General features: G+C 69.2%; 16 protein-coding genes, 2 pseudogenes and 1 riboswitch. Of the genes and pseudogenes, 8 read left to right on the top strand and 10 right to left on the bottom strand.

Going from position 1 to position 15439, the window contains the following annotated elements; translation table 11 throughout:
• Window positions 1–17: 17 nt before the first annotated feature.
• The gene (locus tag AB0472_RS05960) at window positions 18–884 is read right to left on the bottom strand and encodes a GNAT family N-acetyltransferase (RefSeq protein WP_366353757.1); all 867 of its coding nucleotides are present in this window, start codon (window positions 882–884) and stop codon (window positions 18–20) included.
• Window positions 885–1076: 192 nt separating this feature from the next.
• On the opposite strand from AB0472_RS05960, the gene AB0472_RS05955 reads away from it, so the two are divergent.
• Both AB0472_RS05955 and AB0472_RS05950 read left to right on the top strand, forming a co-directional pair.
• Window positions 1077–1709 (top strand): HAD-IB family phosphatase, encoded by a 633-nt coding sequence (locus tag AB0472_RS05955; protein ID WP_366353755.1) that lies wholly within the window; start codon window positions 1077–1079, stop codon window positions 1707–1709.
• Between the two features lie 307 nt (window positions 1710–2016).
• A complete protein-coding gene (locus AB0472_RS05950) occupies window positions 2017–3474 on the top strand; it encodes a globin domain-containing protein (RefSeq protein WP_366353753.1) in 1458 nt (485 codons plus the stop codon).
• A gap of 4 nt (window positions 3475–3478) precedes the next feature.
• On the opposite strand, the gene AB0472_RS05945 is transcribed toward AB0472_RS05950, so the two are convergent.
• From AB0472_RS05945 to AB0472_RS05925, 5 genes are all read right to left on the bottom strand, one after another.
• Window positions 3479–3961: an NUDIX hydrolase gene (locus AB0472_RS05945; protein ID WP_366353751.1), complete on the bottom strand. Its 483-nt coding sequence runs from the start codon at window positions 3959–3961 to the stop codon at window positions 3479–3481.
• An 87-nt stretch (window positions 3962–4048) separates the two neighbouring features.
• Window positions 4049–4954 carry a LysR family transcriptional regulator gene (locus AB0472_RS05940; protein ID WP_366353749.1) on the bottom strand — a complete coding sequence of 302 codons (906 nt, stop codon included), beginning with the start codon at window positions 4952–4954 and terminating at the stop codon, window positions 4049–4051.
• 230 nt (window positions 4955–5184) lie between these two features.
• Window positions 5185–6315, bottom strand: coding sequence for a cystathionine gamma-lyase (locus AB0472_RS05935; protein ID WP_366353748.1), 1131 nt, complete (start codon window positions 6313–6315; stop codon window positions 5185–5187).
• Window positions 6312–6803 carry a low molecular weight protein-tyrosine-phosphatase gene (locus AB0472_RS05930; protein WP_366353746.1) on the bottom strand — a complete coding sequence of 164 codons (492 nt, stop codon included), beginning with the start codon at window positions 6801–6803 and terminating at the stop codon, window positions 6312–6314. Before AB0472_RS05930 ends, AB0472_RS05935 begins: the two co-directional genes overlap by 4 nt.
• Before the next feature lie 7 nt (window positions 6804–6810).
• Window positions 6811–7188, bottom strand: a complete 378-nt coding sequence (locus AB0472_RS05925; protein WP_351956854.1) for a phage holin family protein — start codon at window positions 7186–7188, stop codon at window positions 6811–6813.
• 59 nt (window positions 7189–7247) lie between these two features.
• Here AB0472_RS05925 and AB0472_RS05920 point away from each other — a divergent pair, with 59 nt between their 5' ends.
• From AB0472_RS05920 to AB0472_RS05905, 4 genes are all read left to right on the top strand, one after another.
• Window positions 7248–7565: a cupin domain-containing protein gene (locus AB0472_RS05920; protein ID WP_089100494.1), complete on the top strand. Its 318-nt coding sequence runs from the start codon at window positions 7248–7250 to the stop codon at window positions 7563–7565.
• 165 nt (window positions 7566–7730) lie between these two features.
• Window positions 7731–7943, top strand: a complete 213-nt coding sequence (locus AB0472_RS05915; protein WP_366353744.1) for a DUF5326 family protein — start codon at window positions 7731–7733, stop codon at window positions 7941–7943.
• A gap of 211 nt (window positions 7944–8154) precedes the next feature.
• Window positions 8155–8943: a helix-turn-helix domain-containing protein gene (locus AB0472_RS05910; RefSeq protein ID WP_366354061.1), complete on the top strand. Its 789-nt coding sequence runs from the start codon at window positions 8155–8157 to the stop codon at window positions 8941–8943.
• 98 nt (window positions 8944–9041) lie between these two features.
• A complete protein-coding gene (locus AB0472_RS05905; protein WP_093500910.1) occupies window positions 9042–9479 on the top strand; it encodes an SsgA family sporulation/cell division regulator in 438 nt (145 codons plus the stop codon).
• A gap of 181 nt (window positions 9480–9660) precedes the next feature.
• On the opposite strand, the gene AB0472_RS05900 is transcribed toward AB0472_RS05905, so the two are convergent.
• Window positions 9661–11268 carry a YibE/F family protein gene (locus AB0472_RS05900; protein WP_366353743.1) on the bottom strand — a complete coding sequence of 536 codons (1608 nt, stop codon included), beginning with the start codon at window positions 11266–11268 and terminating at the stop codon, window positions 9661–9663.
• A 71-nt stretch (window positions 11269–11339) separates the two neighbouring features.
• A riboswitch (TPP riboswitch) is annotated at window positions 11340–11517 on the top strand.
• Here AB0472_RS05900 and thiC point away from each other — a divergent pair.
• Window positions 11510–13333, top strand: coding sequence for a phosphomethylpyrimidine synthase ThiC (thiC, locus tag AB0472_RS05895; RefSeq protein WP_366353742.1), 1824 nt, complete (start codon window positions 11510–11512; stop codon window positions 13331–13333). (Overlaps the previous riboswitch by 8 nt.)
• Before the next feature lie 200 nt (window positions 13334–13533).
• Here thiC and AB0472_RS05890 read toward each other — a convergent pair whose 3' ends face one another.
• From AB0472_RS05890 to AB0472_RS05880, 3 genes and pseudogenes are all read right to left on the bottom strand, one after another.
• Window positions 13534–13896, bottom strand: a complete 363-nt coding sequence (locus AB0472_RS05890) for a hypothetical protein (RefSeq protein ID WP_366353740.1) — start codon at window positions 13894–13896, stop codon at window positions 13534–13536.
• 191 nt (window positions 13897–14087) lie between these two features.
• Window positions 14088–14614 (bottom strand): annotated as a pseudogene (locus AB0472_RS05885) (transposase).
• Window positions 14611–15150, bottom strand: coding sequence for a winged helix-turn-helix domain-containing protein (locus tag AB0472_RS05880; protein WP_366353738.1), 540 nt, complete (start codon window positions 15148–15150; stop codon window positions 14611–14613). Before AB0472_RS05880 ends, AB0472_RS05885 begins: the two are co-directional and overlap by 4 nt.
• Before the next feature lie 117 nt (window positions 15151–15267).
• Between AB0472_RS05880 and AB0472_RS05875 the strand changes: the two are divergent.
• Window positions 15268–15399: pseudogene (locus AB0472_RS05875) on the top strand (thiamine biosynthesis protein ThiC); the annotation flags it as partial.
• Window positions 15400–15439 lie beyond the last annotated feature (40 nt).

Raw genomic sequence — 15439 nt, 5'->3', positions numbered from 1 at the left:
CCGTGGTCGACGGCTGCTCAGCCCGCCGCGACCGTCAGCGGTGCGAACCGCCGTGTCCAGTCTCCCGGCAACTCCGCGATCCCGTAGGTCATCACCGAGTTCTCGGCGACGGAGACCAGCCCGCGGTCCTGCGCCCAGGCCAGCAGTTCCTCGTGCCGGACGTCGATGTCGGTGCGGAGCGGGCGGTCGGTACGGGCGGCGAGCGAGGAGATCAGGGACTTCGCCGTCTCCGTGTCCCGGGCGATCAGCGGTCCGACGACATGTGTGTCCATGTTCGGCCAGGCAGCCGCGTAACCGACGATCCGCCCGTCGTCCACGGCGACCCGCAGCAGGTCCGAGAAGGCGGGCAGCCGGGTGATGAGAAGGGTGCGGTCGGTGCCGAACACCTCCGCGTCCACCCGGAGGATGGGACCGATGTCGTCGGCGGTGGCCGCCCGGGTCACCACCCGCGGCTCGGACCCGTCCGGCGTGAAGCGGCCGCGGAGCATCGCCGAACGGCCCGTGACCTTGAATCCCAGCTCCTTGTAGAGCGGCCGGCCGTACGGCGTCGCGTACAGGGTCAGCGGGGTCGTTCCCATCACCGAGACGATGTGCCGCATCAGCCGGCGCCCGATGCCCTGACGGGCGTGGCGTTCGGCGACCAGGACCATGCCGACCGCGCCGAGATGCGGGCGTTCCGCTGGGCCGTATTCCGTTACGACACAGGCGGCGACCAGACCTCCGCCGGGGTCGTCGATGCCGTATCCCTGCCCGGCCGTGAGGAGCAAGCGCCACTTGTGTTCTTCGCGGGGCCACCCCCGATCCTCGGACAAGTCGGCGCAGGCGCTCAGATCGCGTGGCGTCAGTCGGCGGATGGGCAGTGGACCGTCGGAAGGAGTTGACACGCAGGTCAGGCTTGCCGACCGACGCCCCTGGCGTCCACCTGTTTCAGGGCGGAGACACGTGCTTTTGGCCATGTCGTAGTACGCGGCTCAGCCTCTGGACAGGTGCGGGTCGTTTCACGTGAAACAGCGCCGTACGGCCCCCCTGCGTCGCCGCGCCGAGGAGTCACAGAGGCTGGCCGTTAGCCTCGGTCCATGGCGAGACTTCACCTCTTCGATCTCGACGGCACATTGCTGCACGGCACCTCCGCACCCGTCGAGATATCCCGTCAACTCGGCCTGGAAGCAGAGACCGTCGAACTTGACCGGGCGATTTCGGCAGGACGGATAGCTCCGCCGGAGTACGCGGCGCGGGTGTACGCCCTTTGGGCCGAGCTGACCGAGGCCCATGTGGCGGCGGCGTTCGACGAGGCGCCGTGGCTGGCTCGTATCAGGGACGTCTGGACCGAGATCAGAGGATCCGGGGACTACTGTGCGGTGGTCTCGCTCTCTCCCTCGTTCTTCGTGGAACGTCTGCTGGACTGGGGAGCCCACGCGGCCTTCGGATCCCGCTTCCCGGCGGTGCCGTTCGCCGAACCGGTGGACCCGGCGGGAGTTCTCACCGCCGCGGCCAAGGTGACGATCGCGGACCGCCTGTGCGAGCAGTTCGGGGTCGGTCGGGCGGACTGCGTCGCCTACGGCGACTCGATCTCGGACAGGGACTTGTTCGGCGTGGTTCCGGTGTCCGTCGCGGTCAATGCGGACGGACATCTCGCCGGTCTTGCGACGTACTCCTACACGGGACGGGATCTGTGGGATGCCTATGAATTGGCGTGCGGCGCCCGGTAATTGAGGGAACCGATGGTTCGCCCGTTGCCGGTTTCACGGGGGAGACAGGGGGGACTTGTGTGGGCGGCGGCGGCCGGTAGGGTCGACTCCGGTTGACGTCCGGGGCCGGACGCTCCGTGCGGGAGTGATTGCGGCCCATGTCACACTCTCGCCTTACTTGTCCCTACACGGGGGAATCGCGGGTTGAATGTGGTCGTGTCGGCCACCTGGCCCGACCGGGGAGAGCTAGCCGTCATCGGGGGAAAGCAAGCACCTTCCGAGAGAAGGGTGCAGACCGACCGCAAGATGTTCGAGGCGAGGGCACACCATGGACGCTCCGACCACCACGTCGGCGGGCAACGACGGGGCCGGCGGAGGTAACTGGTTCACGTCGCACGACAGGCCCGCGGTCGATCCTTACGCCGGGCCTCCGCCCGGGGCGCCGGGAGGCGGGCAGGAACCGCCCCAGAGCCGCCCTCCCGCTGCCGCGGAGCCCCGGCAGCGAATACGGCCGACGACCGAGTCGGCGCGCCCTCAGGGGGCCGCTCAGCCCCCGCCCGCAGGACAGCCCGTGGCACCCGACTCCTTCTCCTCCGCGGCCGGGCATCCCGCACCGGGATCCTTCGGCCGGCACGTCCCGCCACAGCGCGGCGCACAGCAGCCGCAGGACGCCTCCCCGGACGCGATCCGCATCCGCGGCACCATGGCCGAGGTCGGTCCGATCGCCGACAAGGTCACCTCGTACTTCTACGCCTTGCTCTTCGTCCGCCACCCCGAACTGCGCTCGCTGTTCCCGGCCGCCATGGACACCCAGCGGGACCGGCTGCTGAAGGCGCTGCTCACCGCGGCCGAGCACATCGACAACCCGCCCGTCCTGGTCGAGTACCTCCAGAACCTGGGCCGCGGCCATCGCAAGTACGGCACCCGGCCCGAGCACTATCCCGCCGTCGGTGAATGTCTCATCGGCGCACTGAGCAAGTACGCCACGGGCATCTGGGACCGCGAGACGGAGGCGGCCTGGGTACGGGCGTACACGACGATGTCCCAGGTGATGATCGACGCCGCGGCCACGGACGAACTGCGCGCCCCGGCGTGGTGGCATGCGGAGGTCGTCGCCCATGAGCTCAGGACCGCCGACGTCGCGGTGCTCACGCTCAGGCCGGACCAGCCGTACCCCTTCCTCGCCGGGCAGTACGCGAGCCTGGAGACACCCTGGTGGCCGCGGGTGTGGCGGCACTACTCCTTCGCCTCCGCGCCCCGTTCGGACGGCCTGCTCACGTTCCATGTGAAGGCCGTCCCGGCGGGCTGGGTCTCCAACTCGCTGGTGCACCGTGCGCGCCCGGGTGACGTCGTCCGGCTCGGCCCGGCCGGTGGTTCGATGACCGTCGACCACACACGGGGCGACGGACTGCTCTGCCTGGGTGGCGGCACCGGCATCGCGCCCGTCAGGGCGATGGTCGAGGATCTCGCCGAACGCGGCTCGCGCCGCCCGGTCGAGGTGTTCTACGGCGCCCGTACCGACCACGACCTGTACGACATCGACACCCTGCTCCGGCTCCAGCAGAGCCATCCCTGGCTCACGGTCCATGCGGTCGTCGACCAGCGGGCGCACCTCCAGCTCCCCGACGCCATCCACGGTCACGGCCCGTGGATCGAGTACGACGCCTATCTGTCCGGTCCGCCCGGCATGATCCGCAACGGGATCACCGCGCTGCGGGCCGTCGGCATCCCCGCGCACCGCATCCGGCACGACTCGGTCGAGGAACTGGTCGTCGCCGGCGACTGACCCGTCAGCCGAGATCGGGAGCGTGCATGGCCCGCACGCCCTCGATGTTGCCGTCCAGATAGTGCCGCAGCGACAGCGGTACGAGATGGACCGAGGCGATCCCGACACGGGTGAAGGGGACACGGACGATCTCGTACTCGCCGGCGGGCTCGTCGACTTCGGGGCCGTGCCGCAGGGCCGGGTCCATGGACTCCAGTCGGCAGACGAAGAAGTGCTGCACCTTCACGCCGGTCGTGCTGCCGCTGTCACCGATGTGCTCCACGGTGTCCACGAAGCAGGGCACCACATCGGTGATCTTGGCACCGAGCTCTTCGTCCACCTCGCGGTGCAGGGCCTCGACGACGGTGGTGTCCTCCGGTTCGACCCCGCCACCGGGCGTAACCCAGTAGGGATCGACACCGGGCTTGGTGCGCTTGATCAGGATCAGGTCGTCGCCGTCCAGGAGAACGGCGCGGGCGGTGCGCTTGACCACGGGTCGGACGGTCATGGGAGAAATGTGGCCCAGCTGGTTCCACGTGAAACATCGCGTAGCGCCACCGTACGGCCGCATTGCGTCAACCTCGCAGAAAGGTGCTCAGGCCCAGTCCGCGGACGCGTGCTGAAGCCACTCGTGCGCCCGTGCCACATGAGGCAGGGCGAGCGTGCCGGTGCGCACCACGAGAAAGTACGTCCGCAGCGGGGGTACCGCGGGATCGTGCAGTGCCACGACCTCACCGCGTTCCAGGGCGGCCGTGCACAGATAGCGGGGCAGCACGGCGAGACCGGCACCCGCGACCGCACAGGCGAGGACCGCGCGCAGATCCGGCACCACGACCGTGCCGGAGGCGGCCGGACGCGTGTCGAAGACCGAGCCCCAGTAGCGCGAGACGAACGGCAGCGACTCGTGGACCTCGACGACCGGGAGGTTCTCCAGGGCGGCCGCGCCCTTGCCGGCCACGATGTCGGAGCCGATCTCCTGGGACCAGCGCGGGGCGGCGACCAGTACGTGTTCCTCGTCGCAGAGCGCGGTTGCGGTGAGCAGGGGGCCGCGCGGCCGGACCGTACTGATGGCCAGGTCGTGGTGACCGGCGGACAGCCCCTCCAGGGTGTCCTCGGCGTTCCCGAACGAGGCGCGCAGCGCGAAGCCCTGGCCGCCGTACCCGGCGAGCTCCGCGAGCGCGGGAAGGGCGCGCTCGGCGGTGAACTCGGGCGGGCCGGCGAGGTGCAGGGTGCGCACCGAGGAGTCGTCGTCGAGACCGCGTTCGGCTATCTCCACGAGGGCGTCCAGGTGCGGAGCGGCTTTGTGGGCCAGTTCGTCGCCGATCGTCGTGGGGGTCACCCCACGGGCCTGGCGCAGGAAGAGAGGTCGGCCCAGTTGCCGTTCCAGGGTCCGGATCTGGGACGTGACAGCCGGCTGCGAGAGGCCGAGCAGGGCGGCGGCGCGGGTGAAGGAGCCGGCCCGGTGCACGGTGACGAAGGTGCGCAGCAAGGCCAGATCCATCGCACACCCTTCCGTTCTGCCTGCCCCTTTCGGGCCCTCGGGCAGGCCCCAACTATAAATAAGTCGATAGGTCTCTGTCGCTACAGTGATTGGACACTGACGCAGAGTCAACTAGCCTTGGTCGCGCGGTTCTTGGCGCGCGAGAACCGGGGGACGGTCCGAGCCACGAGGGGGGAGGCTCGGACCGTCCGGTATGCGCAGCCGGACCCGTGGTGGCGTCCGTAATCCGGTCACCGCTCCGACTCGTCGAGCGCGCTCAGTACATCGGCCACGAGATCTTCGGGATCCTCCGCGCCGACCGAGAGCCGGATGAAGCCGTCCGGGACGTCGTCCCCGCCCCAGCGCCGACGCCGCTCGGCCGTGGACCGCACCCCGCCGAAGCTGGTCGCATCGTCGACCAGCCGCAGGGCCTCGAGAAATCGCTCGGCATGCGCACGCGTGGGCAGCGTGAAGGAGAGCACCGAGCCGTAGCGCCGCATCTGCTGCGAGGCGATCTTGTGCGCGGGGTCGTCGGCCAGCCCCGGGTAGCGCAGGGCGGTCACCCCGGGCCGCTCGCGCAGCGCCTCCGCGAGGAGCAGGGCGGTCGCGTTCTGCCGGTCCACCCGCAACTGGAGGGTGGCGAGGGAGCGATGGGCCAGCCAGGCCTCCATGGGCCCGCAGATCGCTCCGATGATCTTCCGCCACCGGCGTACGGCGGCCATGGCCTGCGCGTCGCGCCCGGCGACGTACCCCAGCAGGACGTCTCCGTGGCCGGTGAGCTGCTTGGTGCCGCTGGCCACGGAGAAGTCGGCGCCCAGCGCCAGCGGCCGCTGGCCGAGCGGGGTGGCGAGGGTGTTGTCGACGGCGACCAGCGCGCCACGGGCGTGTGCCGCCTCGGCGAGCCGCCGGATGTCGCAGACGTCGAGCCCGGGATTGCACGGCGACTCGATCAGGAGCAGCTTCGCACCGTCCAGGACGCCGAGCTGGGCGTCGCCGGCGGTCGGCGCGGTGCGCACCTCGATGCCGTACGCCTCCAGCTGGGCGCGGATCAGCGGCAGCACCTGGTAGCCGTCGGAGGGCAGGACGACCGCGTCACCGGCGCGCAGCTGGGAGAAGAGCACCGCTCCGATGGCCGCCACGCCGGAGGCGAACACCAGCGTCTCCACGTCCTCGCCGGGTGCCTCCAACTCGCCGATGGCCCGTTCCAGATGGGTCCAGGTCGGGTTCTCGTCACGGCCGTAGGCGTACGGACCGCTCACCTCGCCGGGCAGATGGAAGTGCGCCGCGAAGACCGGCCCGGGCAGGGTCGGCTCGTTCTTGACGGGCTCGGGCAGGCCCGCCCGCACCGCGCGCGTGCCCTCACCCATGGGTGCCTCGCTCATGCCGCCGTCCCCTCCACTTCGGCCCGTACCGCGGCGAGCAGGCCCTCGCTCGCCGCCTCCACCATCTCAAGACACTCCTCGAAGCCGTCCAGACCGCCGTAGTACGGATCCGGTACGTCCAGGTCGTCACCGGCCGCCGGGTCGTACGAGCGCAGCAGCCGCACCTTGCGCGCGTCCTCCTCGGTGGGAGCCAGGCGGCGCAGGGACTTGAGATGTCCGGAGTCGAGCGCGATCACGAGGTCCCGGCGGGCGAACCAGGACGCCTGGAACTGGCGGGCGGTGTGCTCGCCGTCGTAGCCGTGCTCCTCGAGGACGCGGACGGTGCGCGGGTCGGCGCCGTCGCCCTCGTGCCAGCCACCGGTGCCGGCGCTGTCGGTCTCGACACGGTCGTCGAGCCCGGCCTCGGCCATGCGGGCACGGAAGACCGATTCGGCCATCGGGGAGCGGCAGATGTTGCCGGTGCAGACGAAGCAGACGCGGTAGGTCATCGAGGGCTCAGTCCGTGTCGGGAAGGATCATGTTGAGCGCCCAGGACACGACCGAGATGATCAGACCGCCCAGGACGGCCGTCCAGAAGCCCTCCACGTGGAAGCTCAGGTCGAGCTTGTCGCACACCCAGGACGTCAGCAGCAGCATCAGCGCGTTGACCACCAGGGTGATCAGACCGAGCGTGAGGATGAACAACGGGAAGGTAAGAATCTTCACGATCGGCTTCACCAGGAAGTTGACCAGGCCGAAGACCAGGGCGACCAGGATCAGCGTCCAGACCTTCTTGGTGGTGCTGTCGCCGGTCAGGGTGATCTTGTCGAGCAGCCATACGGCGACCGCCAGGGCGCCCGCGTTGGCGATCGTCTTGACTACGAAATTCTTCATGTGTCTGATCGTGGCAGAAGAGATCGGATACGAGCAGTGGGGCGAGGGCGACGAAGGCGATGAAGGCATTCCGGCTGGACGAACTGGAGGCGGAGCGCGCCGCCAACGACGGGGCCTACCTGCAGTTCCTGCGGGAGCGGAACATGTCGGTCGGCCTCTACGCCCTCGACGCCGGCTCGCACGACCCGCAGCAGCCGCACAACCAGGACGAGGTCTACTTCGTCGTCAGCGGCCGTGCCGCGATCACCGTCGGCATGGAGACCACCCAGGTGGCGCGGGGCAGTGTGGTGTACGTGCCGGCCGGGGTGGCCCACAAGTTCCATCACATCAGCGAGGATCTGCGGGTTCTGGTCGTCTTCTCTCCGCCCGAGGCCTGACCCCGGGTCTCGGGGTTCCCTAGGGGACGGGTCAGGGGAGGACAAGGGATCCCAGGCCCCCGCACGACCCCTGTGCGGCTCTAGCATCGGGTGCAGGACATCGCATCGTGCGGGACGCACGAGACCGTACGTGCCGGAACGCACGAGAAGGCGGAGGACAGGGCAATGCGAGAGATCTTCACGGGTCTGCCGTGGTGGGTGAAGTGGATCGCGGTGCCGGTCATCGCGCTGGTGGTGTTCGGCGGTCTGATCACGGCCGTGATCAGCTGGGTCGTCTTCCTCCTCTTCAAGCTCCTGGTCTTCGTGGCGCTGGTCGGCGGACTGATCTACATCGTGCGGAAGTTCATGTCGAACTCCTCGTCGAAGAGCGACTGGTGAGGACCGTGGGGACCGGTGGGCGGTAACAGGAATCACCGGTTCCCTCGGGCGAGGGAAGTTTCCCGCAGGGGCCGACCGGGAGCGGCGGTGGACGGTTAGAGTCGCTGACCCCCTCGCGCTCCGGGAGTGACCCTTGCCCACGCTTGACGCCACCTCCGCACCCACGGAACATCCCCCGCCCCCGACCCAACGCAGTTCCGGCACACCCCCCGTGCAGCGGCCGGCCTCCCCGGCCGACTCCACGCAGCCGCAATCGGCCACCCTCATCGGCTCCGTGCAGCGCGCGATGCGCCTGCTGGAGTGCGTCGCCGGACACGAACACGGCGCACCCGCCAAACAACTCGCCCGCGAGACCGGGCTCGCCCTGCCCACCGCCTACCACCTGCTGCGCACTTTGGTCCACGAGGGCTATCTGCACCGCGACAAGGGGCTGTTCTTCCTCGGTGAGGCGGCGGAGCGGCTGAGCAGCAGCGGAGCGCAGCAGAAACGTCGCAGCGCGGTCGTTGACACCCTCGCCCACTGGCGGGATTCGATCGGCGTCCCGGTGTACTACGCCATGTACCGGGACGGCGAGATCGAGGTCATGAGCGTCTCCCACTCCCCGGCCATCCCGGCGGTCGAGGAGTGGGCCGGCTTCCGCGAGACCGGGCACGCGCACGCCGTCGGCCAGTGTCTCCTCGCCCAGTTGGACCAGGACGTCCGGCGCGACCATCTCCGCCGCTACCCCGTTCGGCACCTCACTCCGTACACGGTCCGTGACGACCAGACGCTGCTGCGTCGCCTGGAGCGCGCGCGCCGGATGGAGCCGGTGGTGGAGCGCCAGGAGTACACGCTGGGGACGGTGTGCGCGGCGATCCCCCTCACCGTCGGCACCACGGCCGCCACGATCGCCATCTCCCTCCCGCTCCACCAGGCCGACCGGCTGCTGCCCGCGGTCCGGCAACTGCAGGCCGAGGTGGGCCGGCACCTGGGGTCCCTGGCGATCGCTATCAGTATCTGAAAACTCACTCCTTGTGATCTCCCGTGTACTTTCAGCAAGATTTGACCACCAGCAAGGGATAAATCCCGGCCAGTCGGTGCCATATGACGGGGTAGGCAATGCGCGAGTCCGTACAAGCAGAAGTCATGATGAGCTTTCTCGTCTCGGAGGAGCTCTCCTTCCGCATCCCCGTGGAGTTGCGCTACGAGACCTGTGATCCTTATGCCGTCCGGCTCACCTTCCATCTGCCCGGGGATGCTCCGGTGACCTGGGCCTTCGGCCGGGAGCTCCTGATCGACGGGGTGGGGCGGCCGTGCGGGGAGGGCGACGTGCACATCGCGCCCGCCGACTCCGAGGTGCTGGGCGAGGTGCTGATCCGGCTTCAGGTCGGCGGCGACCAGGCGGTGTTCCGGTCCTCCGCGCCCCCGCTGGTGGCCTTCCTGGACCGGACGGACAAGCTGGTGCCGCTCGGCCAGGAGGGTTCGCTCGCCGACTTCGACGCTCACCTCGACGAGGCCCTGGACCGCATCCTGGCCGAGGAACCGAGCACCGGCTGAAGCGTTATGGCACGGAGCCGCGCGCGGCTCGTCCGTAGCCGCGTGAGGATGCGCAGGAACGCTTCTGCGTGCTCATGGGTGTCGCTGCGCGGCCCGTGCCGGGACGCTTCCTCTACCGCGCGGGCGCACTGCTCGCGCCCCCAGTTCGTGGACGGCCTCCTCCCGGGCCGTCCACCGCACCTCACCGCTTCCGGCGCCGCCCCCGCCCACCGCGTGCCGCGGCCGACCCCGCCGCCCCGGCCGGGGCGGCCTCCGTGGACATGGCCGTCTCGGCGCCCGGCCGGTCGGCCGACACCACCAGGGCCGCGAGCAGCGTGGTGACCGGTACCGAGGCGACCAGGCCGATCGAGCCGACCAGGGTGCGTACGATCTCCTCGGCCACCAGCTCGCTGTTGGCGACCGTGACCACACTGCTCTGCGCGATCGAGAAGAGCAGCAGCAGGGGCAGCGCGGCGCCCGCGTAGGCCAGCACGAGGGTGTTGACGACGGAGGCGATGTGGTCGCGGCCGATCCGGATGCCCGCCCGGTACAGCCCGCGCCAGCCCATCGTCGGGTTGGCCTCGTGCAGCTCCCAGACGGCCGAGGTCTGGGTCACCGTCACGTCGTCCAGCACGCCCAGCGAACCGATGATGACACCGGCCAGCAGGAGGCCGCTCATGTCGATCGACGGGTACAGGCCGTGGATCAGGCCGGTGTTGTCGTCGGTGTTGCCGGTGAGCGCGGCCCAGTCGATGAACTCCGAGCCGAGCAGTCCGATCAGGCACAGCGAGACCAGCGTGCCGAGTACCGCCACCGAGGTCCGCGCGGACAGCCCGTGGCAGATGTACAGGGCGATCAGCATGATGGCGCTCGACCCGACCACCGCCATCAGCAGCGGATTCGAGCCCTGCAGGATCCCCGGCAGGATGAACATGGTCAGCACCAGGAAGCTGACGGCCAGTGCGACCAGCGCCATCACGCCGCGCAGCCGGCCCACCACCACGACGGCGAGCGCGAAGATCCCGGCCAGCAACGCCATCGGGAACTTCCGGTTCACGTCGGTGACCGAGTACTGCAGGTCCTTGGGCGCGGAGGGCTCGTACGCGGCCACCACCTGCTCGCCCTCGTGCAACTGCCGCGACTGGTCGGGCTGCACGATCTCGGTGAAGGTACGGCCCTTGTCCTTGCCGGTGTCGACGCGGACCGTGGCCTTCTTGCAGGTGGCGTCCTCCTCCTTCGGGGAGGTGCCGTCCGAGGTCGAGATGTCGCCGGTCGAGCCGCCTCCGGAGGCGTTGACCGACTTGCAGCTGACCGAGACGACCTTGGTGACCGTCGCCGCCTGCGTCTGGCGGTCGAAGCCGACACCCGTGCGCTCGTGCGGCGGGGCACCGCCGGGCCACAGCACCACCAGGCCGACCACGACCGCGGCGGTGAAGGGGATGAGGATCGCCGCGATGACCTTCCGCAGGTGCTTGGAGACGGGTGCGGCCGGACCGTGGCTGTGACTGTGCCCGTGGCCGTGACCGCCGCCTGGCCCGGAGCCGCTGTGGTCGGCGCCAGGAGCGGCCCTACGGTCATGAGCGTGGCCGTGGGACGACCGGTGCTGGGTCTCGCCGTGACCGTGGGCCTGGCCGTCGTCGTGAGAGTGAGCTTGACCGAGGGCCTGCCCGTGGTCGTACTGCTGGCCCTGCCCGTGGATGTGTCCGTCACCGGCACCACGGCCCCCGTGGCCGGGTCCGCCACCCTGCGGCGCACCGTTGCCGCGCCGCGGGTCGGGGGGCGGATAGGGGTGCTGCTGTGTCGAGGTCACCGCCCGATCATCGCAAGAACGGTAGGGGCCCTCTGTTCACCGCGCCCGAATTGACGCTAGCGTGGAGGCACCTTTGCACACGCGGGAGCTCGGAGCACCGGGCTGAGAGGGCGCTGACCTCCGTATTCGCGATGTTTCACGTGGAACGAGTGATGTTTCACGGGAAACACCGCCCGACGGAAGCCGCTGCGTCGACCGCCGAACCTGTTACCGGGTAATGCCGGCGTAGGGAGTAGGTCTCATGACCAACAAGGACGTACGCACGCCTGCCTTCAGCCAGGACGAACAGCCCGTCACGGGCGAAACGTCCCCGGAGGCCGGGAAGTCCATCGGCTGGCACAAGGGGTATGTCGAGGGCTCGCGCCCCGACCTGCGGGTGCCGGTCCGTCAGGTGCACCTCACCAACGGGCAGTCGGTCACCCTCTACGACACCTCGGGCCCGTACACCGATCCGCTCGTCGAGACCGACGTCCGCAGGGGCCTGCCGCCGCTGCGGGAGAACTGGATCGTCGCCCGCGGCGACACCGAGGAGTACGCGGGCCGGCCCGTCCGTCCCGAGGACGACGGAATCAAGCACACCTCGCCGCGCGGGGGCCTGCGCAACCTGGACGCGGTCTTCCCGGGCCGGCCGCGCCAGCCGCGCCGCGGCCGGGGAGGCGAGGCGGTGACGCAGCTCGCGTACGCCCGCCGGGGCGAGATCACCCCGGAGATGGAGTACGTGGCCATCCGTGAGAACGTCTCTCCCGAGGTGGTCCGTGAGGAGATCGCGGCGGGCAGGGCCGTACTGCCCGCCAACGTCAACCACCCGGAGATCGAGCCGATGATCATCGGCAAGCGGTTCCTGGTGAAGGTCAACGCCAACATCGGCAACTCCGCGGTCACCTCCTCCATCGAGGAGGAGGTCGAGAAGATGACCTGGGCGACCCGCTGGGGTGCCGACACGGTCATGGACCTCTCCACCGGCCGCAACATCCACACCACCCGCGAGTGGGTGCTGCGCAACTCCCCCGTTCCCATCGGCACGGTGCCGCTCTACCAGGCCCTGGAGAAGGTCGACGGCAGGGCCGAGGAACTGACCTGGGAGATCTACAAGGACACGGTCGTCGAACAGGCCGAGCAGGGCGTGGACTACATGACCGTCCACGCGGGCGTCCGCCTGCCGTACGTGCCGCTCACCGCCAACCGCAAGACCGGCATCGTCTCGCGCGGCGGCTCGATCATGGCGGCCTGGTGCCTCGCGCACCACAAGGAGTCGTTCCTGTACGAGAACTTCGAGGAACTCTGCGAGATCCTCGCCGCCTACGACGTCACGTACTCCCTCGGCGACGGGCTGCGCCCGGGTTCCATCGCGGACGCCAACGACGAGGCCCAGTTCGCGGAGTTGCGCACGCTCGGGGAACTCAACCGGATCGCCAGGCGTTTCCATGTTCAGACCATGATCGAAGGCCCGGGCCATGTCCCGATGCACAAGATCAAGGAGAACATCGACCTTCAGCAGGAGATCTGCGATGAAGCGCCGTTCTATACGCTCGGCCCGCTGACCACGGACGTCGCGCCGGCGTACGACCACATCACCTCCGGCATCGGTGCCGCGATGATCGCCTGGTGGGGCACGGCGATGCTCTGCTACGTCACGCCCAAGGAGCACCTGGGCCTGCCCAACCGCGACGACGTCAAGACCGGCGTCATCACTTACAAGATCGCGGCCCACGCGGCCGACCTCGCCAAGGGCCACCCGGGCGCGCAGGAGTGGGACGACGCGTTGTCCGACGCCCGCTTCGAGTTCCGGTGGGAGGACCAGTTCAACCTCGCCCTGGACCCGGACACGGCCCGCGAGTTCCACGACGAGACGCTCCCGGCGGAGCCGGCGAAGACGGCCCACTTCTGCTCGATGTGCGGGCCGAAGTTCTGCTCGATGAAGATTAGTAAAACCATTACATCTCGGTTCGGTAACGCTGCCGTGGAAGGGGCCACTCAGGAGGAGATCACGGAAGGGATGCTTCGGAAGTCGCGGGAGTTCGCAGAGGCAGGACATCAGGTGTACCTGCCGTTGGCGGACTACTGACTTCGGCTCATCAGGGTGAACCGTCCCGATCTGCCTGACGAGCCGAAGTCGGTATCGACGGCCTCGCGAAGGTGGCCCCGAACGCCTGATGCCGCAACGGTGGAAGCAGCCGGGAGCGGGTAGCGCATCAGGTCGCGGGGCTGCCTGGCGTTGCCCGTGGCAGCGCCAGGCTCGTCCTCAGGCCATCACCAGGGCCCGCTCTAGCCGTTGAGGATCGTCACGCTGTACACGGTGACATAGGAGTCGAAGAGGACCGCGTTGCCCCGCGGATCGCCGGTCGGCCCGATGTCGAAGGAGCCGACGCTGGTGTTGAAGGCCCCGTGGTTCCAGTCGGCCGTGACCCTGTAGACGCCACTCTGGTCGACGTTCCACTTGCCGGGGGTGCCCGCGTAGCAGAAGTTGCCGTGCGAGGTCCAGACTTCCAGGCCGTGGCTCATGGGGAAGCTGCTGTTCTGGGTGGGGCACGCGGTGGGGCCGATGGCGCTGGCCGGCGTGGCCATCGCCACACCGCCGGCCAGGATGCCGCCGGTGAGGGCTATGGCCGAGAGTTTCCTGCGAATCATCAAGATCATCTCCTGTGCCTTGCGGTGGCCGCGATCCCAGGCCGGTGATCGCGGTGGTCCGAGTCGTGCCGTCCTGCCCCGGCCTGCCCTCCAGCCCCCGTTCCGCGGGGTCTTGTGCAAGATCGAGGCTAAGAGCTGCTGTCCTAGGTCCGTCCTAGATCCGTCCTACTGACCTTGAATGCGTGATGTCGTCACGGTGGCTGGCGTCGGAGACCGGTGCCGGTGAGGCAGCCGTCGAGGACATTGGGACGGTACTGGAGCTGGCGTAATCCGCGCCGGACGGCAGTGATCAGGTCATCGGGGTCGGCGAAGGCGCGGTTGGCCGTGGTGGTGCGTCGCAGGACGGACCAGATGCTCTCGACCGGGTTGAGGTCGGGTGCGTAGGGCGGCAATTGGAAGACGGTGAGCCAGTCGCGGTCGGCGATGTAGCGCCGCATGCCGGCGGTGAGGTGGGTGTTGAGGTTGTCCCAGACCAGCACGATCGGACCGCCCAGCTGCTGGTGGGCGGTCTGGATCAAGTCGCGGTAGTCCTTCCAGGAGAAGCTTTTGCGCCCGTCGGGCCGGGCGTCCGGGCAGGGACGGTAGATAAGCCGCGAAGGTTCACCGGTCTTGTAGCGGGCCAGGGCGGCCACCGATAAGCGGCGACGGGAACGGCCCCGGACGCGGACTACGGGGTGTGGCCGCGGCGGGACCAGGTGCGGGTGGTTGGCGGCGTCATCGAAAATCCGGCTTCGTCCTCGAAGACGAGCCAGGCGTCGAGCGCCGCCACGGTCCTTCCACCTGGGGCCAGGTCTCCTTCATCCAGCCGGTCACGGCCGCCCCGTCTCGCTCGATGGCACGGCGGGCGGGAACCCGGCAGGTCCAGCCATGCCGTCTGAGCAGCGCGGCGACACCCTGGACGGTGTAGCTCTTGTGGAACCGGCGCCCGATCAGGGCCTTGATCCGCGACAGCGTCCAGGTCTGGTCCGGCCAGCCATGCGTGACCGGTCCCTTGAACAGCTCCCGCTCAAGGACGGCGAAGAGTTCGTCGCTGAGCAACGGCAAGGACGCCGGCCCCTTCGAGGCCAGGGCTCTCGGCCCCTCCTGCGACCAGGCCCTGCGCCACCGCTGTACCGACCGGACGCTGACCCGCAGGTCGTGAGCGATGACCGCGTTCTCGTCGCCCTGCTGGAAGCGCTCAGCCGCCTCCAGCCGCAACTTCTCACGAAAGGCCCGCCGTTCGTCGGTCAGCCCGCCCCCTTGCGCATACCTCATGCACTTGGCGTACCGCAGGGATCATGACCCGTCAGCCCCACCGACACCACGCTCTGAAGGTCAGTAACGGCTGGTCAGACGACTGAAGCGTATGTGCGTGCTTTAGTAATGCTCTACTCGATGAAGATCTCTCAGGACATCCGGCGTGAACACGGCGGCAGTCGGGCCGAGGTGGAGGCGGGTATGGCGCAGAAGTCCAAGGAGTTCGCGGCCGCGGGGAACCGGGTGTATATGCCGGTCACGGACTGACGGGGGGCCCGTGCGTGCGCGGGGGGTCGGGAAACAGGCT

Origin of the sequence: Streptomyces sp. NPDC086777, from assembly GCF_040702065.1 — a bacterium.
Taxonomy (GTDB): Bacteria; Actinomycetota; Actinomycetes; order Streptomycetales; family Streptomycetaceae; genus Streptomyces.
This window is presented reverse-complemented; position numbering and strand designations above follow the sequence as displayed.